The organism is Gluconacetobacter entanii (assembly GCF_013155425.1).
GTDB lineage: Bacteria > Pseudomonadota > Alphaproteobacteria > Acetobacterales > Acetobacteraceae > Novacetimonas > Novacetimonas entanii.
The window spans coordinates 1-20,479 of sequence record NZ_JABJWD010000094.1 but is presented as its reverse complement, the minus strand read 5'-3'; the positions used below and the strand labels follow the sequence as shown (position 1 = coordinate 20,479).

Genomic DNA, 20,479 nt, shown 5'->3' with positions numbered 1-20,479 from the left:
CGTCAACTTGTTCTGTTGTCCAGTCAACTATGCTGATTCCGGAATCGGGATGCAACATATTTCTTTGCGGATTCGTACCGAATTTTTCCCGGTGAACCGCCATCCGTGGCGCGGTGGGGGCGTGCGGGCGCGTCGTGGCGCACGCAGGACAGGCCGGCATGCAGGCTGCGTTATGTGTCGGTTCAGTGGCTTAGGCGGCGCACATCACCCCGGCGGACGGGGGTGTCAGCGCGGCGCGGGGGCAAGGCGCAGCCACAGCCACCCGGCCACCGCCGCCATGGCGGACCCCGCGAGGATACCCGCCTTTGCCGCGCCAAGCAGGCCGGGGGCGGGAAAGGCCAGTCCGGCGATGAACAGGCTGATGGTGAAGCCGATCCCGCACAGCAGCGACAGCCCCGACAGCATCCGCCACGAGGTTCCATCCGGCAGGGGCGCGACCTTCAGGCGTACACACAGCAGGGTCGCGCCGAACACGCCCACCGGTTTGCCGATCACCAGTCCCGCGATGATCCCCAGCGGCACGGGGGCCAGCAGCGCGCCCGCCGGTGGAAGCGCGACCCCCATGTTCAGGAACCCGAACAGCGGCAGCACCCCCCATGTCACGATGGGGGACAGGGCGGTGGCCGCGGTCTCCACCGGCGTGGCCCGCGTGGGGTGTGTCGCGGGGGATGTCGCGGGCAGGCAAAGCCCGGTCACGACCCCCGACAGTGTCGGATGCAGCCCCGACGCCAGCAGCGCGACCCACAGCAGCATACAGCCCGTGGCATAACACCAGATGGCCCGCACCCCCGCCCGTCCTGCCCCCAGCATCCCCGCCGTCAGCACGCCCGCCGCCGCCAGCGCGGGCCAGCAGGGCGGCGCGCCATAAAACAGGGCGATCACGACAATGCCCAGCAGGTCATCGAAAATGGCCAGCGCCATCAGCCACGCCCGCGCCGCCGGTGCGACACGCGCCCCCAGCGCAAGGATGACCGGCAGGGTAAAGGCGGCATCGGTTGCCACCGGAACGGCCCATCCGCGCATGGCGTCGGGGTGGGAGCATGTGACGGCAAGGTAGGTCAGGGCAGGCACGACCATGCCCCCCACCGCGCCCAGCAGCGGCAGGGCGATACGGCGCGCCGACGACAGGTGGCCCGATGCCGCGTCCTTCCTGATTTCAAGGATGACCAGCAGGAAGAACAGCGTCATCAGCCCATCCGACACCCATGCGGCCACATCCGCCGGCCCCCGCGCCCCAAGGATGGAAAGTCGCAGCGGCGTCGCCACCAGCGCGGCATAGCCCCCCGCCCAGGGCGAGTTCGCCAGCCCCAGTCCCAGCAGCGACGCCCCCAGCAACGCCAGCGCCCCACCTGTGGCGGAGGCAAGGAGGCGGCGGATGGCATGTGCGGGGGATGTCCGGGGGGTCATGCCCGTTCATTGGGGCAGTCACGCAATCCGGGCAAGTGAAAGCTGCGGCAGGGGATTGGTCAGGGGATTTTGGGAAAAGTTTTCCTAAAAAGACGGTATCTGGAGTTTTTTATTCAATATGTTCTGAAGTAATATTTGCAGGCATATTATGTGGAACGCCCGGTCCTTTACGTCATCGCATCCATGCACATCATGGGAACGGGATCGCCATGGGTGCGTTGGGGCATGAAACAGGGGGGGCGTGCAGGCAGCACCAATCGCCCCGACGGGCGCAAGTCATGCCCAACGGGTGCCCAAGCGGGTGGGTAGGTTCCCGTCCCGTTCTGTCCGATTTTATATGTCTGGAAGAAACCGACCTGACCAAAAAACCGCAGTAATCTGCTGGTTTATTGGAGCGGGCGATGGGATTCGAACCCACGACCCCAACCTTGGCAAGGTTGTGCTCTACCCCTGAGCTACGCCCGCGTTCCGTGTCGGTGAAGCGGTGTTTACGGAATAAGCGTCTGGGGCGCAAGGGGGAAAATGCGGGTGGGGGATGTTTTTTTTCATCTGCCCCTGCGGAGGTTGCGCGATCGGGTGGGAATGACAATCTATCACTCCAGAGGATATCGGCCATCCGTGCCTTCCACGGTGCGCGGTGGCGAAGACACAAGCCAAGGCAGGATCAAGTTTCCATGGACTATATCATTGGTCAGTCCCCGTCCCCCAACGCGCGTCCCGGCGCCCCCGCCGCCGCGCCGGGTGGTGCGGCGCCGTCCGCCGGGGCGGCCGTGATTTCGGATGGCAACCAGAACACCTTCATGCGCGACGTGGTCGATGCCAGCCGCAGCGTGCCGGTGCTGGTCGATTTCTGGGCCGCATGGTGCGGGCCGTGCAAGAAGCTGACCCCCGTCCTTGAAAAGGTCGTGACGTCCGCCGGTGGCCGCGTGCGCCTGGTGAAGATCGACGTGGACGCCAACCAGGCGCTGGCGCAGCAGTTGGGCAAGATCGGCCTGCCGCTGCAGTCGATCCCGCTGGTCGCGGCGTTCTGGCAGGGGCAGATCCTCGACCTGTTCCAGGGCGCACAGCCCGAAAGCGAGGTCCGGCGCTTTGTCGAAGGCGTGCTCAAGGCGGCGGGCGGGGCGCTTCCGGCGGCCGACCTGATCGCACTTGCGCGCAAGGAACTTGACGAAGGCCGGGCCGAGGCCGCCGCCAGCGCCTATTCGCAGGTGCTGGAGATCGAGCCGGAAAATCCCACCGCGTGGGGCGGGCTTGTGCGTGCGCTGATCGTCATGGGGGACGAGGAAGGGGCCGCCGACGCCCTGCGTGACGTGCCCGCCGCCATTGCCGAGCATGCGGAGATCAAGGGGGCACGCGCGGCCCTCGACCTCAAGCGCGAGGGGCGCAAGGCGGCGGAGGAAGCCGAAAGCCTGCGCGCGCGCCTTGCCGCCAACCCGAAGGATTACGCCGCGCGATTCGAACTGTCCGCCGCCCTGAACGCGGCCGGCAAGAAGGCGGAGGCCGCGGACGAACTGCTGACGATCATGAAGGAAGACCGCGCGTGGAACGATGACGCCGCGCGCCTGCAGCTTATCCGCCTGTTCGAGGCATGGGGCCATGACGACCCCGCGACGGTGGCGGCGCGCCGGCGCATGTCCTCGCTGCTGTTTTCATGACGTCACGCCACGACCGTCTGGGCTATGTCGTCGAACATGATGACGACATTCCGCGCCGCATCCCGCTGATTCAGGACATGACGCTGGCGGATTTCCCGGCGGAAATCGGTCTGTTTCCGCTGGACGAGGTCATGCTGCTGCCGCATGGCAAGCTGCCGCTCAACGTGTTCGAACCGCGCTACATCGCGCTGGTGGAGGACGCGATGCGCGAGGGGCGGATGATCGGCATGATCCAGTCGCGCGACTTCTCCGGCATGGCCCCGGTGGAAAGCCTGCCCGGCAGCGACGTGGCCGATGCCGCCGAAGCCGCGCCGGAGCTGTATTCCATTGGCTGCGTCGGGCGGATCACGTCGATGACGGAGCGCGCGGATGGCACGTACGGCATCACGCTGACGGGCCTGGCGCGGTTCCGCCTGCTGCGGGAGGCGGGGATGCGGCGGGGGTATCGCGTGGCGCGCATCGACGTGTCGGGCTTTGCCGCCGACGTGACCGACCCGGACGAGGACGTGGCCTATGACCGTGAACGCCTGCTGGAGTCGCTGCGCCGTTTCTGCGCGCGGCAGGGGCTGAGCACGCAGTGGGACGCGCTGTATGAAATGGATGACGCGACGCTTCTGGTGACGCTGCCGATGATCTGCCCGTTCGCAAAGGCGGAAAAACAGGCGCTGCTGGAATCCGCCACACTGGCGGAGCGCGCCCATACGCTGCGCACGTTGCTGGACATGGCTGGACATGAGCCGGACGAGGGTGCATCCCCGTCCTGATCCATCATGATTTACGCAGGAGGCCGCCCCCCGATGACCGAAAAGCCCACGTTCCCCCCGCTCGATCCCCGTCTGCTGTCGGTGCTGGTGTGCCCGGTGACCAAGGGACCGCTGATCTATGACCGCGAGGCCGGTGAACTCATCAGCAAGGGCGCGGGCCTCGCCTTCCCGATTCGCGACGGCATCCCCATCATGCTCCCCGACGAAGCGCGTCGCCTGACGGACTGACCTTTCGCCGGGGGGGCGTTGGGGCATGGGACACCCGGGCGCTGCCCGGACCCGGCAGGGATCACGATCCCTGCACCCTGATTCGTTTAAAAGTCGTGGTTTCCAAAGGGCAATGCCCTTTGGTGGGGGTTCGGGGGCAAAGCCCCTGAGAACGCGCCCCGACCTACACCCCCACATCCACCCCATCAATCAGCCGCACCGAATCCAGCCATGCCGCCGCCAGCAGGCGCGCGGGCGCGGTGGGGGTGGCGGTGACGGGGGCGAGGTCGCGGGCGTCGCGCAGTTCGAGGTAATCCACCGACGTGAACCCGGCGGCAAGCAGCGCGTCACGGGCCTGTTGCAGGGCGGCGGCCAGATCGTCGCCCGCGGCGATGCGTTCGGCGCACTGCGTCAGCACCTGCGGCAGGATGCGCGCACGGGCGCGCCCTTCGGCCGACAGGCGGCGGTTGCGCGATGACATCGCAAGGCCATCATCCTCGCGCCGGGTGGGGCAGGTGACGATTTCCACCGGCAGGTTCAGGTCGGCGACCATGCGGCGCACGACATGCACCTGCTGGAAATCCTTTTCGCCAAAGAACGCGCGATCCGCCAGCGCCTGCATCAGCAGCTTGCACACCACGGTGGCCACGCCGTCGAAATGGCCGGGGCGCGCGCCACCGCACAGCCCTTCGGACACGCCGCGCACACAGATGGTAGTGGCGAAGCCGGGGGGATACATCTCGGCGGCGCTGGGGGCATACAGCACATCGACGCCCGCGGTGCGCAGCAGGGCGGCATCCGCGTCCAGCGTGCGGGGATAGGCGGCAAGGTCGGCGGCGTCGTCGAACTGGATGGGATTGACGAAAACACTGACCACCACGCGGTCGCATGCCGCGCGCGCCGCGCGCACCAGCGACAGGTGCCCGTCATGCAGCGCGCCCATGGTCGGCACCATGCCCACGCGCAATCCGTCGCGTTTCCATTGCGTGACCTGCGCGCGCAGGTCGTGGACGGTGTGGGCGGTGGTCATGTGCGCGGTGGTCATGGCGGCCTGTGTCCTGTGTCCGGCAGTGGGTTGGGCGGGCGACGCGGATATGGCGCGGCCCCCGTGGATGGGTTATCCGTGCAGCGCGCGCAATATGCAAACACCACCTGCATGATGGGTCGTGACCGGCGGTTCGCTTTTCTGTTATGTTGCCGCCGTGTCCAGCAGGAGGCTTACTTGACCCGCATTGTCCACATCCTTGGCCTGTTTGCCTTCGTGCTTGCGCTTGCCGCATGTTCCCACGTCACGCCGGGCAAGGTGGACAACCGCGCCGACTGGCAGCGCTGGGGCTATGCCGAGGGGTTGAAGAAAGCCAACCCCTACTGATTCCCCGCGCGTCATGGCGGGCACGGGCGCGCGGGCCGCAGGGACCCGGTCCCGGCCCCGGATGCGGAGTCGCCACGTCCCCGCCTGCTGCGTTTTCCCATCGCGCCCATGGCCCGGCCCATGCGCGCGCCCTTAGTGTTGGAGCCACCGGTATGTGCCGGTGAATGGTGCATGACCCTTTCTTCTTCTGATCCCGCATGGTTTCCGCTGGCGCTGCGGCTTGACGACGCGCCGGTGCTGGTCGTGGGCGGGGGCGAGGTCGCGGTGAACAAGGTGCGCCTGCTGCTGGCGCACCGGGCGCGCATTTCGGTCATCGCGACGCGGCTGGTGGCGGAGATGCGCCGCTGGTGCGAGGAGGGCGCGCTGACCCATATCGCGGCGGAGGCGTCGGACGAGGCCGTGCGCGCCGCCATTCCCGGCTGCCGCCTGGTTTATGTCGCGACCGATGACCGCACGCTCAACCGCCATATCGCCGCCATCGCGCGCGACCTCAACGTGCCGGTCTGCGCCGTGGACGACCCGCTGCCCTCCACCTTCATCACGCCGGCGCAGGTGCATCGCGGTCTGGTGCGCATCGCCATTTCCACCGGCGGCGCGGCCCCCGTGCTGGCGCGCCGCCTGCGTGAGCAGATCGAGGCGGCCATTCCCGACGGCACCGGCGCGCTGGCGGATTTCATGCAGGGCGAGCGTGAGCGTGTCGGCGCGGCCTGCCCCGACATCGTGCGCCGCCGCCGTGTGTGGGAGGCGTTCCTGGATGGTCCCGGCGCGCAGGCCGCCCGCAGCGGCGACATGGATCGTGCGCGCCATGTGCTTGATGCGCTGCTGTCGGGCGATGCGCCGGGGGGCGAGGTCTGGCTGGTCGGTGCGGGGCCGGGGGATCCGGACCTGCTGACGCTGCGTGCGCTGCACATGATGCAGAATGCGGATTGCGTGCTGTATGACCAACTGCTCTCCCCCGACCTGCTGGACCGGGTGCGGCGCGATGCGGAACTGATGTTCGTGGGCAAGCGGCGCAACCGCCACACCATGCCGCAGGAGGAGATCAACGCCGAACTGGTCCGCCGTGCGCGCGCGGGCCAGCGCGTGCTGCGCCTGAAGGGGGGCGACCCGTTCGTGTTCGGGCGCGGAGGGGAGGAGATCGAGGCGCTGTTGCAGTCGCACATCCCCTTCCAGGTCGTGCCGGGGATCACGGCGGCCAACGGGTGCGCGGCCTATGCCGGGATTCCGCTGACGCATCGCGACTGTGCGCAGGCGTGCATGTTCGTCACCGGCCATGCCCGCGCCGACGGGGTGCTGGACCTGCCATGGGCCAACATGGCGCGGCCGGGACAGACGATCGTCATCTATATGGGGGTTGCGGCCCTGCCGGTGCTGTGTGCCGAACTGGCGCGTCACGGCCTGCCTGCCGACTGGCCCGCCGCCATCGTCGAACGCGGCACCCGCCCGGACCAGCGCGTCCTGACCGGCACGCTGTCCAGCCTGCCGGACCTTGCACGTGACAACGGGGTCGAAAGCCCGGCGCTGATTATCGTGGGGCAGGTGGTCGAACATCGCGTGGTGTCGCCATCTGCGGTTTCATAAAAAACGAATGAGATAAAAGTTTCCGGGTGCCGGCTTTTTTCAAAAAGGCGGCGTTCTTTGAAGCTTTTTGCAAAAAGCTTCACCAGAAACTTTTTGACGATGGGTGATCTGTTTCGTGGGCGGGGGCGTGGCAACCATGGCGCGTCCCTGTCGTTCGTCAGGGTATGTTCGCGCGTCCTCTCACGGTGAAGTGAGGGGGGATGAGATTTTTATGTTGAAAATGATAATCATTATCATCTAAGGTCACGAACATGATGAACCCCTAGGGAGCCGGACATCGCGTGTCCGGAAATGCCATGTCCAGTTATGCGACCGTCCTGTCCGACCTTCCCTGTGGCGAACGACTGGCGGTATGGACCGTCCGCCGCCTTGTCGGGCCTGTGCACCCGATGCCGTCCTGTGCCGGGGGGGCGGGCCTGTCGGTCAATACGCGTTCGGCGCTGGGGCTGTTCCTGCCGTGCAACCGCCGTGAATTCGCCGATGTGGCGCAGGCTTTTCACAATGCGTTGGCATGGATGGCGCGCCATCGCCTGCCGCTGCCTGATATCGCGATGGCCGGGGTGATGCACATCACCGATGCCGAACGCCGCCTGCTGGCCGCGACGGCCGCCGCACAGGCCGGCCATGATGACGAAGCCCGCACCGCCCTGCGTGACGTCTCCAGCCATGACGGGGTGGTGGCGCGCCTGATGCCCGCGATCACGCTGCTGGGCGCATGCCTTGCGGGGGCGGGATACTGGCTGGGCGCGCGGGTGGCGCGGCCCGTGCTGCATTGCGGGCCGCATTACGTCACGTCGGCGGTGATGTCCGCACCCGGCCACGCCTGAAGGCGGGAAGTAAAAGGTTTTTGGTGGGGGTTCTGAAAAAACCTTCGCACCACGAAGTATTTTTTGGAAGTAAGTGCGGCGTCCGGAAGGGTTTTCATGAACCGGGCGCCGCCGCCATGCAGGTCATGTGGATGACGATTACCAGTGCGCGCATGGTAAAACGTCACATTGTCATCTGAACTTCATTAAACGTTCACAAACAGCACGTTTGAAAAAAACTATGTTCCCGCGCAGCAAGGAAATTGCTGTGAGGTGACATTGATGTTTGCCAGTATATCAGCCGCGTTCTTACGACATGTTCCCCGTCGCGCCAGCAGGGTGCATGTGCTGTTTCTGCTGGCTGTCGCCGCAAGCACCGGTGCCCATGCGGCCCCCCTGGCCCCCGCCACGACGGACGGGACGACGGGTGCGGCGAAAAAGAAGGCCACGCCCGTCCGGGGCACGGCAAGGCCCGCATCCACCCCCGCGCAGAAGAATGAATACATCCACGTCAACGCCACCCGTTCGACGCCCGATGGCGTGACGCTCAGCGCGCCGGGGGGCGGGCGCATGTCGGTGGAGACGCAGGCCCGGTCCCAGACGACGCTGACGCGCGATTACATCGCCAAGCAGTCGCCCACGGCGAACATCAATGCGCTGATTTCAATGGTGCCCGGCGTGGTCATGGAATCCTCGGACCCGATGGGTCTGGAAAGCGACCATATGAACATGCGCGGCCTTGACGGGTCGGAAGTCGGGTATGTGTTCGAGGGGATCCCGGCGGCCAATCCCACGACCTATGTCACCCATACGCAGATGCTGGTCGATGCGGAAAATATCGGCTCCGTAAGGGTCATACAGGGATCATCAGGTATAGATTCCCCCGTGTACTGGGCCGCGGGGGGCGAGGTCAACGCCACGATGATCGACCCGTCGCACCAGATGCACGGCTACCTTTCGGCATCGGGCGGGTCATACGGGTCGAACAAGGAATTCGCCCGGTTCGAAACCGGCGACATCGGCAATACCGGCCTGCGCGGGATGGCGTCGTTTTCCTATACGCGGGGCAATAACTGGTACGGGCCGGGCGGGGTCTATCGCTACCATGTGGATTCGAAGTTCACCAAGGACTGGTCGATCGGAAATACATCGCTGATTTTCGGCTATACCCGCGAAAACCAGTCCAGCTATCCCACACTGACGCAGGCGCAGTGGAATTCATGGCGCCAGACCGGCACCAGCCCTGCCTACAGCAGGGCGTATTATTTCGGGAATACGAAATGGTATGACCTGCATGTGGAGGACGAAAACGAAATCCACGTCATGCTGCCGTCCGACCTGCGCCTGACCGACAGCCTGCGCCTGCAGGTGCGTCCCTATTACATCCACCGCACCGGTCCCACGATCGGCAGTTCCATGGTCCCCGACAGCGGCGGATACATGGGAAGCCAGCAGTACGGGAATCTCGGCCTGCCCTATACGCAGTCAGGCAGCGCGACCGCCGTTGCATACAATAACTGGAAAGAGGATACCGGCGGGCTGAGTTCCGAAATCTCGTGGAGCACAAGGCATAATACGCTGTCGTTTGGCGACTGGTACCAATATACGGATTACAGCGTCCTCAATGATTATGGCGTGCTCAATGACGCGGGTGACGTGGTCGGGGGATACAACCCGATCCGCCTGCCATCGGGACGGGTGCTGGCGACGGAGGACATGAATTACATACAGCAGGTCAATACGCTGTATGTCGCCGACACGTTCAGGGCGTTCAGCAACCGCCTGGTCATCAATGCGGCGTTCAAGGCGTCGATGGTCGGGCGGTCGGTCACAAATGACGTCCCCGGCACGCAGTACAGCAACAACAAGAACTATTTCGAACCGCTGCCGCAGGTCTCACTGACCTATTTCATCACGCCGCATGACCAGGTCTATGTCAACGGCACCACGTCATACCGCATGCCCGCGTCGGCCAATGCCTATATCGACAGCTACAAGCTGACATCGCCCGATCCCACGACGACGATCGGCAACCTGAAGCCGGAATATGACATCAGCGAGGAAGTCGGTTACCGGCATACGGGACTTTTCAATGTCTCGCTTGCGCTGTTCAACATGAACCTGACGAACCATCAGGTCAGTTCGTCCGAATACCTGCCGGGTGACAATTACCTGACCAGCGTGCCGCTCAATGTCGGGGGGGAGACGATCCGGGGCGTGCAGGTCGAATTCGGCATGAAGCCGTGGCACCATTTCAGTCCCTACCTGTCGGGGCAGTTCCTGCACGCCACCACCGACAACAATTTCAACGCGGGCACGGATTACCTGCCCACGGCGGGAAAGACCGCGATTGCAGCCCCCAAATTCTCCGGCTCCATCGGGTTGCAGTATGATAACGGGCATTATTTCGGCAATGCCAACATCCTGTATGTGGACCGGCAGTATTCGACGCTGATGAACAATGCCTCCATCCCGTCCTACATCACCGCCAACCTGACGCTGGGCTACCGCTTCCACAGCTTCTCGCGCTTCCGCTCTCCGCAGGTCCAGCTCAACATCATCAATGTGGGCGACAACCATTACCTGTCGGCGATTTCCGGTTACGGCGGCACCGCAAAGGCGATGAAGGGCATGGGCGGCAATGCCGTCAGCGCCTCCACGCCGAGTTACTGGGCCGGGTCGCCATTTTCCGTCCTGGTCAGTGTTTCAACAGGATTCTGAACCGATGTTTGCATTCATCCTGCGCCTGTCAACAATTTTCCTCGCCCTGCTGGTGATGGCGGAGGTGGCGTGGGCCGACGGGGCCCCCCCCGCCGCCACGGTCCTTGCGCATATGGAGGCGGGCGAAGCGCATCAGGGTGTCACCAACGACGCGCAACATGTCTATGCCATTTCCAACAGCACGATCGGCAAGTATGACCGCGCCAGCGGCAAAAGGGTGGCCGCATGGTCGGGCGACCCGCAGGTGTTCATCCATATCAACAGTTGCGAAATGGTGTCGGGGCGGATGGCCTGCGCCATGTCGAACTTCCCGAACGTGCCGATGGACAGTTCGGTCGAATGGTTCGACCCCGCGACGATGCGCCATGTCCGCAGCCACAGCTTTGGCCCCGGCCATGGGTCGCTGACATGGATCGACTGGCATGACGGGTTCTGGTGGGCGTGCTTTGCCAACTACACCGCAACGGGGGGCGAGGCCGGGCGGGGCACGCAATCGACGGTCCTGGTGAAATATTCAGCGGATTTCGTGGAACGCGAATCGTGGCTGTTCCCGCGTGACGTGCTGGACCGCTTTGGGGATTTCAGCGCATCCGGCGGGCGGTGGGGGCGTGACGGGATGCTGTATGTCACGGGCCATACACGCCCGGAGATGTATGTGCTGCGCCTGCCCGAGGCCGGGGGACGTCTGGTGCATGTCCGCACGATCACCCTGCCCACGGGCGGGCAGGCCTTCGACTGGGACGCCACGCGCCCCAATACGGTCTGGACCATCAGCAGGGACAAGGCGGAACTGGTGCAAAGCCGCCTGCCCTGAATGTGGGGGCGTCGCGTGCATGAAGAATCCGGGCTCTGCCCGGACCCGGCAGGGATCGCGATCCCTGCACCCTGATTCGTTAAAAGTCCTGGTTTCCAAAGGGTAATACCCTTTGGTGGGGTTCGGGGGCGAAGCCCCTGAGGACGTCGGTGCACGCACTACCCGGGCTCTGCCCGGACCCGGCAGGGATCGCGATCCCTGCACCCTGATTCGTTTAAAAGTCCTGGTTTCCAAAGGGTAATACCCTTTGGTGGGGGTTCGGGGGCAAAGCCCCTGAAGGTGTCGGCGTATACAACACCCGGGCTCTGCCCGGACCCGGCAGGGATTTCGATCCCTGTACCCTGATCCGTTTAAAAATCATGGTTTCCAAAGGGCAATGCCCTTTGGCGGAGTGCAGGGGCAGCGCCCCTGCGGCATCACGCTTTACTCTTCGGTACAGGTGGCCGGATCGGGACCGGTGCGGTGGTTGCCGTCGATGGTGGCGAGGTCGCTCATGTCGGCATCGGACAGTTCGAAATCAAAGATCTCGATATTCGCCTTCATGCGGGCGGGGTGTGCGCTCTTGGGCAGGGGGACGGCGCCCATCTGCACCACCCAGCGCAGCAGCACCTGTGCCGGGGTGCGGTTGTGGCGCTGCGCCACGCGGCCGACGACCGGGTTTTCCAACACGCTGCCACGGCCCAGCGGGCTCCATGCCTCGGTCAGGATGCCAAGCTTCTTATGCACCGCCAGCGCTTCTTTCTGCGCGAAATCGGCATGCATCTCGATCTGGTTGACGGCGGGGGTGACGCCGGTGGCGTCGATGATGCGCGTCAGGTGTTCGGGCAGGAAGTTCGACACCCCGATGGAGCGCACGCGCCCGTCCTTCTGCAACTGCACCAGCGCCTTCCAGCTTTCGACATACAGGTCCTTCATCGGCAGGGGCCAGTGGATCAGGTAGAGGTCGATATAGCTCATCTTCAGGCGCTGCAGGCTGGCGTCGAAGGCGCGCATCGTGCTGTCATACCCCTGGTCGCGACCGCGCAGCTTCGTGGTGACGAAAATGTCGGTGCGCCCCACGTCAAAGCTGAGCAGCCCGGTGCCCACGCCCGATTCGTTGCCATAGTTGGCGGCGGTGTCGAACAGGCGGTATCCGCAGGTCAGCGCCTCGCGCACGGCGGCCTCGGCCTGCGGGTTGTCCAGCGGGTAGGTGCCATAGCCGATCGCGGGGATCTTGTAGCCATCATTCAGGGAAAGCAGGGGAATGTTCTGCATGTGTCGGTTCCTTCGCCTCGCAAAGTGTTCCGGCCTGCGGGACGTGCCAGGGAGGGCGCGCCGCCACGTGGAGCGACCGGAGGGATGGAGTAGCCTGTCCCCAGACTAACGCCCTGAAGGTGGATCAGTTTAATGCCCGGTTTTCAGGACAGCCCTGCGTATGCTTCATTGTGCCAAAAGGATAGCTGCCATGAACCAGACACCCAACGACCCCACTCCCGACGCGGTGCAGGCCCTGCACCGTTCGATCCTGACGCTCGACACCCATGTCGATATCCCCTGGCCCGACCGGGGCGATTTCGCCACGGGGTCTGACTCGCGCTGTTCCGACCTGCCGAAGATGCGCGCGGGCGGCATGGGGGCGGCGTGCCTTGTCGCCTATGTGGGGCAGGGCGCGGTCAGTGACGCGGGACATGCCGCCGCCTCGGCCAAGGCGCTGGCGATGCTCGAGGTCATCAACAGCACGGGCGACCTGCCCGGCGTGCGGGTGTGTGACACCGCCGACGCCCTGCTGGCCGCGCATGCGGCGGGCGATATCGCGATCATCCCGGCGGTGGAAAATGGCTACACCATCGGACAGGACATCGGCCTGCTGGCGCGGTTCCGCGCGCTTGGCACGCGCTACATGACGCTGACGCACAACGGGCACAACGCGCTGGCGGATTCCGCGCGCCCGATGGCCCACCTGGGGGATGAGGCGGAACCGCATGGCGGGCTGTCGGCGCTGGGGCGCGCGGCGGTGGCGGAAATGAACCGCCTTGGCATGCTCGTGGACGTGTCGCACACGTCGCGCAAGACGATGATGCAGGCGGTCGAACTGTCGCGCGCGCCGGTCTTTGCCAGCCATTCATGCGTGCGCGCCCTGTGCGACCATCCGCGCAACCTCGATGATGGGCAGCTTGACGCGCTCAAGGCGTGCGGCGGGGTGATCCACATCACCGCCATGGACGCGTTCCTGTGCCCGCGCGACGTGCGCCAGACCCACCGCGTGGGCGTGGCTGACTTCGTGGACCATATCGATTATGCGGTGAAGCGCATCGGCATCGCACATGTCGGCATCTCCTCCGACTTTGACGGCGGTGGCGGGATCGAGGGATGGGCCAACGCGGCGCAGGCCCCCAACCTGACGGCCGAACTGATGCGCCGTGGGTACGACCGTGCGCAGGTCGCGGCCCTGTGGGGGGGCAATTTCGTGCGCATCCTGCGCCAGGCGGAGGAAGTGGCCGCCGCCACGCCCGCGTAAAACGCATCCCCGCCCCAAACACATCCCCCCCGTGGGCGTTGGGGCCTGCGGGCATGTCCCGGCCTGCCGCCCGCGCTCTGGATTTGCGGGGGGGGAGGGGGTATACCCGCATCCGTCAAACATCAAATCAGGACAGGTCATGACGACAGATTACAAGGTTAAGGACATCTCCCTCGCGGATTGGGGACGCAAGGAAATTGCCATCGCCGAAGGGGAAATGCCCGGCCTGATGGCCCTGCGCGAGGAATATGGCAAGTCCAGGCCGCTGAAGGGCGCGCGCATCGCAGGCTGCCTGCACATGACCATCCAGACCGCCGTCCTGATCGAGACGCTGACGGCGCTTGGCGCCACGGTGCGCTGGTCCTCGTGCAACATCTTCTCCACTCAGGACCAGGCCGCTGCCGCCATCGCCGCGACCGGCGTGCCCGTGTTTGCGTGGAAGGGCCTGAGCGAGGACGAATTCTGGTGGTGCATCGAACAGACCATCAAGGGCCCCGATGGCTGGACGCCGAACATGATCCTCGACGATGGCGGGGACCTGACGACGCTGATGCACGAAAAGTATCCGGAGATGCTCAATGACGTGCGCGGTGTCTCCGAAGAGACGACGACCGGCGTGCATCGCCTGTGGGACATGGCCAAGAAGGGCCTGCTGAAGGTCCCGGCCATCAACGTCAATGACAGCGTGACGAAGTCGAAGTTCGACAACCTGTATGGCTGCCGCGAAAGCCTGGTGGACGCGATCCGTCGCGGCACCGACGTCATGATGGCGGGCAAGGTCGCGGTCGTCGCGGGCTATGGCGACGTGGGCAAGGGCTCCGCCGCCTCCCTGCGCAACGCCGGCTGCCGCGTGCTGGTGACAGAGGTCGATCCCATCTGCGCGCTGCAGGCCGCGATGGAAGGCTATGAGGTCGTGACGATGGAAGAGGGCGCGCCGCGCGGCGACATCTTCGTCACCGCGACGGGCAACGAGGACGTCATCACCATCGACCACATGCGCGAGATGAAGAACCGCGCCATCGTGTGCAACATCGGGCATTTCGATTCCGAAATCCAGATCAGCGCGCTGCGCAACTTCAAGTGGGAAAACATCAAGCCGCAGGTGGACGAGGTCATCTTCCCCGACGGCAAGCGCCTGATCGTCCTGTCCGAAGGCCGCCTGGTGAACCTTGGCAACGCCACGGGCCACCCGTCCTTCGTCATGTCCGCGTCGTTCACCAACCAGACGCTGGCGCAGATCGACCTGTGGACCGCACCCGAAGGCAAGTACGAAAACAAGGTCTACACCCTGCCCAAGCACCTCGACGAGAAGGTGGCCTTCCTCCACCTCGCCAAGGTCGGCGCGCACCTGTCGAAGCTGTCGAAGAAGCAGGCCGACTATATCGGCGTGCCCGTCGCCGGGCCGTTCAAGAATGATCTGTATCGTTACTAAGCCCGTTCGCGTCTGCTATAACAGAAACGAGAGGCCCGGCATCCCTGCCGGGCACATCCGGAATTAAGGGTACGATTTCATGAGCATTTTTGGCACGATTCTCTCCAAGATCTTTGGTTCTTCCGAAGCCAAGGCCGCAACCCCCGCCGCTGGTGCCGCGCCGGCCGCCGGTGCTGCTGCAACGCCTGCCGCTGCCGCCACGACGCCTGCTGCCGCCCCTGCTGCGCCGGCCGCACCGGTTGACGTCAACGCGGTCCTGAGCGCCATGGCCGCGAAGAACCCCGAAAAGCTGAACTGGCAGACCTCCATCGTTGACCTGCTCAAGCTGCTGGGCCTCGACAGTTCCCTTGCCGCGCGCAAGGAACTGGCGGCGGAACTGCATTACACGGGCGACACCAACGATTCCGCCGCGATGAACATCTGGCTGCAGGCCCAGGTGCTCAAGAAGCTGGCGGAAAATGGCGGCAAGGTCTCCCCCGACCTGATGAAGTAATTTTCACGCCCGACTTTCGGGGCGGAACCGGGCGGCCATCGCTGGGCCGGCGGGTTCCGCCCTTTTTGCGTACCCCATCGCAAGGCGCGCCGCCGTCTGTTGCGCCCGTGTGGCCATCGTGCAAGATGGGGCAACGTCCGCCCGTGGCCTTCCGGATGCAGTGCCCATGTCCGACATGCTTTCCCCCGTCCCGAACGCCCCGACGCCGGAGCCTGCCTCCGCCCCGTTCCCGGAAGCGGACGGCCTGGTGTGGGCCATAGCCTGCCGTCCCGGCCACAAGCCGGAGAAGCTGGACGCCGCGGGGGTGGCGCGCGCGCTGGCGGGGGATCCGCCGCCCGTCCCCGATACGTGGGTGTGGCTGCATTACGATATCGTCCACACCGCCACGCGCGCGCGCATGCAGGCGATTCCCTGCCTGCCGGAGGAGGCGCGCGCGGCGCTGGGCAATATCGACCGTGGCACCCGGCTGGAGGTGGAGGGCGACATCGTCTATGGCGCGCTGCCGGGTTTCGACGACAGCATGTCCGAGGATGACAAGAACCTGTCGGCGTGGCGGTTCGCGGTGCTGCCGGACCTGCTGATCACCACGCGCCGCCAGCCGGTGCCCGCCCTTGGGCTGGTCTATCGCTACATGCAGCGCGGGGAGCCGTTTACCTCCCCTGCGGAGGTGGTGGACCGCACGCTTCTGGAATTCGCGGACACGGTGCGGCGTAACATCGCGCTGCTGGACGATCACCTCGACCGGGCGGAGGACCTTCTGCTGACGCTGGACCAGCATACGGATTTCGGGCGCATCAGCGGCCTGATCGGGCGGGTGCGGCGGCGTTCGACCGAACTGCGGCGCGTCATCTCCCCCGTGGACCGCATGTTCCGCAGCGAGGACCTCGAACTGCCCGAATGGGCGGAGGACGACCTGCGCGACCGTTCGCAGCGCCAGATCCATGCGGCCCTCGATGACCTGCTCGCGTTGCAGGACCGTGCGCGTTCGTTGCAGGACGAACTCGCCTCCGGCCAGGCGGAGGAGACGAACCGCCGGCTGTATACCGTGTCCATCGTGACGACGCTGATGCTGCCCGCGACGTTCGTCACCGGCTTTTTCGGCATGAATACCGGCGGCATGTTCCTTGCCGAAGGGCGCGCCGGCACGATCGAGGCGGGGTGCATCTGCTTCCTGTTCATGGTCATCACGTGGCTGCTGCTCAAGCTGATGAAGCTGCTCTAGCGCGCGGACCCGGCCATGCAGCGCGGGGCGGACGGCGTTGCATCGGTCGCATGGGGTGGTGTAACAAGGGCGGGCCCGCCATTTCATCGCGATGGTGGACCACCCCCGGCATGCCCGGACCATCGCAGCAGGATCACAGCGGCCCATGTCCCCTTCGCTTCTTGCGGAAAACCCTGTTTCGTCCTTTTCGCGGTCATGTTCGCGGGCGGGGCGGTGGCTTTCGCTGGTACTGCTGGTCGCGCTGGCCGCCTGCGCGGGCCAGCCGCACGAGGCCCGGATGTCGGAGGCGCAGATGATGCAGGAGGCCGACAGCTATCGCGCCCGCGCACGCCAGAACTATACCCCGCCCGGCCCGCCGGAGGACCCGTGGGGGCCATACATCACCGAGGCGGCGAAGCGTTTCGACGTGCCCGACCTGTGGATCCGCGCGGTGATGCAGCGCGAATCCGGCGGGCAGCTTTTCCATAACGGGCAGTTCGTGACGTCACAGCCCGGGGCGATGGGGCTGATGCAGTTGATGCCCCCCACCTATGACGAGATGCGCAGGCGCTACGACCTTGGGGCGGATGCGTATGAACCGCATGACAACATCATCGCGGGCACGGCCTACCTGCGGCAGATGTATGACATCTATGGCTCGCCGGGGTTCCTTGCGGCCTATAACAGCGGGCCGGGGCGGCTGGATGATTTCATCGACCGCAGCCACACCCTCCCGCGTGAAACGCGCGAGTATGTGGCCTATATCGGCCCGCGCATCGCCGGGGTGTCGCCGGTCAACCGTTCGCAGGCCGACCTGATGATCGAGGCGCGCTCACAGGCGCGCGCGCAGTCGCGCGGGTCGTCATATCGCCACGGGCGGCAGGTGATCGGCGCGGACCAGCCATTGCAGGTGGCCGAGGCGCCCTCGGCCGAGAGCGCGGCCGTCCGCGCGGCATGGAGTGCGCGTGAAAAGGCGGGGCAGGTGCCGATGACGGCGGTGGGCGCGCATCCCACCATCGTGATGGACGCCGCCAACTGGGCGGTGCAGGTAGGGGCATACGGATCGCGTCCCCAGGCGTTGCAGGCCCTGCAGCATGCCCGCGCCAGTGCCGCGCTGCGGGGTGCGCGTGAACAGGTCGATTCGGTAACCGCGGGCCGGGGGCGCATCTATCGCGCGCGCCTGCTGGGCCTGTCGCATGCCAGCGCACTGCAGGCATGCCAGAAGCTGGGCAGCCATGCCTGTCAGGTCATGGGGCCGATTTCCGGGTCCTGAGGACGCAGGTGGGGGCACATGCCCATGGTGGCACGATGCATGACGGGATGAAGTGAATGAAATATTTCTACAGGCGTCCGCGATGGTCGTGGATGGGCATCATCATGCCGCTGGTGGCGGTCATGGCCTTTGCCGGGATTGTCGCGTGGTCCAGCGCGCGCGCCGCCCTGCCCGCGGGCAGCAGCGCGCCGATGTTCGTCGCCCCCGCCGCGCAGGCAGGCAAGGAGTTCAGCTTCCACCTGGCCGATGCGCTGCGCAACGGGCCGGTGGTGGTGTATTTCTATCCCGCCGCCTTCACCCGTGGCTGCACCATAGAGGCGCACGAGTTCGCCGAGGCGATGGACAGCTACCACGAACTGGGTGCCAGCGTGATCGGGGTGTCGATGGACGACATCAAGACGCTCGACAGGTTTTCGGTCAGCGAATGCCATGGCCGCTTCCCCGTTGCGTCCGACCCGACGGGGACGATCGCGCGGCTGTATGATTCGCGCATGCCGGTGGTCCATTACGCCAGCCGCACGTCCTATGTCATCGCCCCCGATGGCAAGATCATCTTCACCTACAGCGCCATGTCGCCGGACGAACATGTCCGCCGCACGCTCGACGCCATCAGGGCATGGCGCGCGGGACAGCCCGTGCCCAGCAAATAACAGACTGAAAACGAACAAAAGTTTTTGGTGAAGCTTTTTCCAAAAAGCTTCAGGAACGTCGCCTTATTTAAAAAAAGGCGACACCCGAAAACTTCCGGATGATTTTCAGCCCCCCCCGGCATCGCAGCCCCCCGCATTGACTTGCCCGGTGCGCCCTGCGATGAAGCCGGGCGTTACATGCGAAGGAAGCCGGTGGAAATCCGGTGCGGTCGCGCCACTGTAAGCGCTGGATGCCAGCGCCAAGCCAGACCCTTTGCATGATGTCCTTCTGTCCATCCACCGGGGACGCGATTTCCCCGCAGGAGTCATGAATATGTCCATTGTCTTCCTTTCCCCCTTCCGGGTGCCGGCCTGATGGCCGGGCGCGTGCTGCTGCGCGGGATGCTGGCGGGGATTCTCGCGGCGTTCCTTGCCTTCGGTTTTGCCCGCGTGGTGGGCGAACCGCAGGTCGATCGCGCCATCGCCATCGAGGCCGCGCACGACGCGGCGGCAGGCGAACCGCCGGAGGAGGAACTGGTCAGCCGCAGGGTGCAGTCCACCCTTGGCCTGCTGACGGCGGCGGTGATGTATGGCGCGGCCTATGGCGGGGTGTTCGCGCTGGCCTTTGCCGTGGCCCATGGCCGGGTGGGGCGGGTGTCGCCGCGCATGCTGGCCCTGCTGCTGGCGGGGGCGGGGTTCGTGGCTGTCGTGCTGGTGCCGGACCTGAAATATCCCGCCAACCCGCCCGCCGTCGGCCATGCGGAGACGATCGGCATGCGCACGGCGGCCTATTTCGAGATGGTGGTCTTCTCGCTGTGCGCGATGATCCTGTCGGTGCTGGCGGGGCGTTCGCTGCTGGCGCGCATGGATGCCTGGTCGGCGTGGCTGTGTGGCGGTGCGCTGTTCATCGTGCTGGTGACGGTGCTGCAACTGACGCTGCCCGATATCAGCGAGGTCCCGGCCGACTTCCCCGCGGCCTTGCTGTGGCGCTTCCGCGAGGGGGCGCTGGGCATGCAGGTCGTGCTGTGGGGGGCGCTTGGCCTTGTGTTCGGTGCGCTGGTGAACCGCATGCCCGAACTGCGGGGGCGGGCGTAAGTCTGTTTTTTCGCGAAACAGGTAGGTGAAGAATAAAAGTTTCTGGGTGTCGCCTTTTTTAAAGGCGACATCTTCTGAAGCTTTTTGGAAAAAGCTTCACCAAAAACTTCTTTTACTTTTCAATCGGTTGTCTTACGGGGCCTGCATCACGCTGGCCCACATGGCCTGCAGCTTCTGGCTCATGTCGGGCGAAAGCTGCGGCAGCATGCGGGTGGCCGCGATCTGCGCTGGCTGCTCGTCCCAGTGCAGGGCGGCCTTGATCGGCGGATCCAGCGGCGTGCGCATGTCAGCCGGCATCCCCCAGTAGCACGAGGACGTCGCCAGGTGCGCCTGCGCCTGCGGCGTGCGCAGGTATTTCGCAAAGCGCAGCGCCATGTCCCTGCGCTGCGAGGAGGAGAGGATCGCCACTGCCTGCTGCCAGCGCAGCGCGCCCTGTTGCGGGATCAGGTAGGTCAGGGTCGGATGCGCGGACAGGACCGGCGGGGGCGCGGGCGGCGTGGCGACCGCCACCGGGGCCGGGGCGGCGGCAGGG

18 protein-coding genes, 1 tRNA gene, 1 pseudogene and 1 riboswitch are annotated in these 20,479 nt (G+C 65.4%); of the genes and pseudogenes, 15 read left to right on the top strand and 5 right to left on the bottom strand.

Annotated features, from left to right (window positions below):
* Positions 1–225: 225 nt before the first annotated feature.
* Both nhaA and HNH97_RS14915 read right to left on the bottom strand, forming a co-directional pair.
* A complete protein-coding gene (gene nhaA / locus HNH97_RS14920; protein ID WP_171791396.1) occupies positions 226–1,407 on the bottom strand; it encodes a Na+/H+ antiporter NhaA in 1,182 nt (393 codons plus the stop codon).
* A 390-nt stretch (positions 1,408–1,797) separates the two neighbouring features.
* A tRNA-Gly gene (locus tag HNH97_RS14915) sits at positions 1,798–1,872 on the bottom strand.
* 209 nt (positions 1,873–2,081) lie between these two features.
* Between HNH97_RS14915 and HNH97_RS14910 the strand changes: the two genes are divergently transcribed.
* Genes HNH97_RS14910 through HNH97_RS14900 form a run of 3 tightly spaced genes read left to right on the top strand, consistent with a single transcriptional unit; the run spans position 2,082 to position 4,054 of the window.
* Positions 2,082–3,062, top strand: coding sequence for a tetratricopeptide repeat protein (locus HNH97_RS14910; RefSeq protein ID WP_171791395.1), 981 nt, complete (start codon positions 2,082–2,084; stop codon positions 3,060–3,062).
* Positions 3,059–3,826 (top strand): LON peptidase substrate-binding domain-containing protein, encoded by a 768-nt coding sequence (locus HNH97_RS14905; protein WP_110912916.1) that lies wholly within the window; start codon positions 3,059–3,061, stop codon positions 3,824–3,826. Before HNH97_RS14910 ends, HNH97_RS14905 begins: the two co-directional genes overlap by 4 nt.
* A gap of 33 nt (positions 3,827–3,859) precedes the next feature.
* Complete coding sequence (locus HNH97_RS14900) at positions 3,860–4,054, top strand: Trm112 family protein (RefSeq protein WP_110094406.1); 195 nt, start codon at positions 3,860–3,862, stop codon at positions 4,052–4,054.
* A 163-nt stretch (positions 4,055–4,217) separates the two neighbouring features.
* On the opposite strand, the gene panC is transcribed toward HNH97_RS14900, so the two are convergent.
* Entirely contained in the window at positions 4,218–5,078 is an 861-nt protein-coding gene (gene panC, locus HNH97_RS14895; protein ID WP_244949485.1) for a pantoate--beta-alanine ligase, read from the bottom strand.
* A gap of 177 nt (positions 5,079–5,255) precedes the next feature.
* On the opposite strand from panC, the gene HNH97_RS14890 reads away from it, so the two are divergent.
* From HNH97_RS14890 to HNH97_RS14870, 5 genes are all read left to right on the top strand, one after another.
* A complete protein-coding gene (locus HNH97_RS14890; RefSeq protein ID WP_167400303.1) occupies positions 5,256–5,405 on the top strand; it encodes a hypothetical protein in 150 nt (49 codons plus the stop codon).
* A gap of 171 nt (positions 5,406–5,576) precedes the next feature.
* Positions 5,577–6,986 (top strand): siroheme synthase CysG, encoded by a 1,410-nt coding sequence (gene cysG, locus HNH97_RS14885; protein ID WP_171791394.1) that lies wholly within the window; start codon positions 5,577–5,579, stop codon positions 6,984–6,986.
* 296 nt (positions 6,987–7,282) lie between these two features.
* Positions 7,283–7,813 (top strand): hypothetical protein, encoded by a 531-nt coding sequence (locus tag HNH97_RS14880; protein WP_171791393.1) that lies wholly within the window; start codon positions 7,283–7,285, stop codon positions 7,811–7,813.
* Between the two features lie 324 nt (positions 7,814–8,137).
* The gene (locus HNH97_RS14875; protein WP_171791392.1) at positions 8,138–10,513 is read left to right on the top strand and encodes a TonB-dependent receptor domain-containing protein; all 2,376 of its coding nucleotides are present in this window, start codon (positions 8,138–8,140) and stop codon (positions 10,511–10,513) included.
* 4 nt (positions 10,514–10,517) lie between these two features.
* A complete protein-coding gene (locus HNH97_RS14870; protein ID WP_171791391.1) occupies positions 10,518–11,327 on the top strand; it encodes an NUDIX hydrolase in 810 nt (269 codons plus the stop codon).
* A 423-nt stretch (positions 11,328–11,750) separates the two neighbouring features.
* Here the strand turns inward: HNH97_RS14870 and HNH97_RS14865 are convergent, their stop codons facing one another.
* Complete coding sequence (locus HNH97_RS14865) at positions 11,751–12,581, bottom strand: aldo/keto reductase (protein WP_110912924.1); 831 nt, start codon at positions 12,579–12,581, stop codon at positions 11,751–11,753.
* A gap of 190 nt (positions 12,582–12,771) precedes the next feature.
* Between HNH97_RS14865 and HNH97_RS14860 the strand changes: the two genes are divergently transcribed.
* The 7 genes from HNH97_RS14860 (at position 12,772) to HNH97_RS14830 (ending at position 19,947) form a co-directional block, all read left to right on the top strand.
* A complete protein-coding gene (locus HNH97_RS14860; protein ID WP_171791390.1) occupies positions 12,772–13,824 on the top strand; it encodes a dipeptidase in 1,053 nt (350 codons plus the stop codon).
* Positions 13,825–13,963: 139 nt separating this feature from the next.
* On the top strand, positions 13,964–15,256 hold the full coding sequence (ahcY, locus tag HNH97_RS14855; protein WP_171791389.1) for an adenosylhomocysteinase: 1,293 nt from the start codon (positions 13,964–13,966) through the stop codon (positions 15,254–15,256).
* A gap of 79 nt (positions 15,257–15,335) precedes the next feature.
* Positions 15,336–15,749 carry a DUF3597 domain-containing protein gene (locus HNH97_RS14850; protein WP_171791388.1) on the top strand — a complete coding sequence of 138 codons (414 nt, stop codon included), beginning with the start codon at positions 15,336–15,338 and terminating at the stop codon, positions 15,747–15,749.
* 175 nt (positions 15,750–15,924) lie between these two features.
* Complete coding sequence (locus tag HNH97_RS14845; RefSeq protein ID WP_227744270.1) at positions 15,925–16,971, top strand: CorA family divalent cation transporter; 1,047 nt, start codon at positions 15,925–15,927, stop codon at positions 16,969–16,971.
* Between the two features lie 145 nt (positions 16,972–17,116).
* The gene (locus HNH97_RS14840) at positions 17,117–18,223 is read left to right on the top strand and encodes a lytic transglycosylase domain-containing protein (protein WP_171791387.1); all 1,107 of its coding nucleotides are present in this window, start codon (positions 17,117–17,119) and stop codon (positions 18,221–18,223) included.
* 56 nt (positions 18,224–18,279) lie between these two features.
* Positions 18,280–18,873, top strand: coding sequence for a peroxiredoxin (locus HNH97_RS14835; RefSeq protein ID WP_171791386.1), 594 nt, complete (start codon positions 18,280–18,282; stop codon positions 18,871–18,873).
* Positions 18,874–19,028: 155 nt separating this feature from the next.
* Positions 19,029–19,182: riboswitch (adenosylcobalamin (AdoCbl) riboswitch) on the top strand.
* Positions 19,183–19,227: 45 nt separating this feature from the next.
* On the top strand, positions 19,228–19,947 hold the full coding sequence (locus HNH97_RS14830; RefSeq protein WP_171791385.1) for a CbtA family protein: 720 nt from the start codon (positions 19,228–19,230) through the stop codon (positions 19,945–19,947).
* Positions 19,948–20,079: 132 nt separating this feature from the next.
* Here HNH97_RS14830 and HNH97_RS14825 read toward each other — a convergent pair.
* Positions 20,080–20,479, bottom strand: a pseudogene (locus HNH97_RS14825) (spermidine/putrescine ABC transporter substrate-binding protein); the annotation flags it as partial.

What these genes read in the sequence shown, in the direction of transcription:
- nhaA (WP_171791396.1), bottom strand. Translation starts at nt 1,407, where the DNA reads ATGACCCCCCGGACATCCCCCGCACATGCCATCCGCCGCCTCCTTGCC.
- HNH97_RS14910 (WP_171791395.1), top strand. Translation starts at nt 2,082, where the DNA reads ATGGACTATATCATTGGTCAGTCCCCGTCCCCCAACGCGCGTCCCGGC.
- HNH97_RS14905 (WP_110912916.1), top strand. Translation starts at nt 3,059, where the DNA reads ATGACGTCACGCCACGACCGTCTGGGCTATGTCGTCGAACATGATGAC.
- HNH97_RS14900 (WP_110094406.1), top strand. Translation starts at nt 3,860, where the DNA reads ATGACCGAAAAGCCCACGTTCCCCCCGCTCGATCCCCGTCTGCTGTCG.
- panC (WP_244949485.1), bottom strand. Translation starts at nt 5,078, where the DNA reads ATGACCACCGCGCACATGACCACCGCCCACACCGTCCACGACCTGCGC.
- cysG (WP_171791394.1), top strand. Translation starts at nt 5,577, where the DNA reads ATGACCCTTTCTTCTTCTGATCCCGCATGGTTTCCGCTGGCGCTGCGG.
- HNH97_RS14880 (WP_171791393.1), top strand. Translation starts at nt 7,283, where the DNA reads ATGTCCAGTTATGCGACCGTCCTGTCCGACCTTCCCTGTGGCGAACGA.
- HNH97_RS14870 (WP_171791391.1), top strand. Translation starts at nt 10,518, where the DNA reads ATGTTTGCATTCATCCTGCGCCTGTCAACAATTTTCCTCGCCCTGCTG.
- HNH97_RS14865 (WP_110912924.1), bottom strand. Translation starts at nt 12,581, where the DNA reads ATGCAGAACATTCCCCTGCTTTCCCTGAATGATGGCTACAAGATCCCC.
- HNH97_RS14860 (WP_171791390.1), top strand. Translation starts at nt 12,772, where the DNA reads ATGAACCAGACACCCAACGACCCCACTCCCGACGCGGTGCAGGCCCTG.
- ahcY (WP_171791389.1), top strand. Translation starts at nt 13,964, where the DNA reads ATGACGACAGATTACAAGGTTAAGGACATCTCCCTCGCGGATTGGGGA.
- HNH97_RS14850 (WP_171791388.1), top strand. Translation starts at nt 15,336, where the DNA reads ATGAGCATTTTTGGCACGATTCTCTCCAAGATCTTTGGTTCTTCCGAA.
- HNH97_RS14845 (WP_227744270.1), top strand. Translation starts at nt 15,925, where the DNA reads ATGCTTTCCCCCGTCCCGAACGCCCCGACGCCGGAGCCTGCCTCCGCC.
- HNH97_RS14840 (WP_171791387.1), top strand. Translation starts at nt 17,117, where the DNA reads ATGTCCCCTTCGCTTCTTGCGGAAAACCCTGTTTCGTCCTTTTCGCGG.
- HNH97_RS14835 (WP_171791386.1), top strand. Translation starts at nt 18,280, where the DNA reads ATGAAATATTTCTACAGGCGTCCGCGATGGTCGTGGATGGGCATCATC.
- HNH97_RS14830 (WP_171791385.1), top strand. Translation starts at nt 19,228, where the DNA reads ATGGCCGGGCGCGTGCTGCTGCGCGGGATGCTGGCGGGGATTCTCGCG.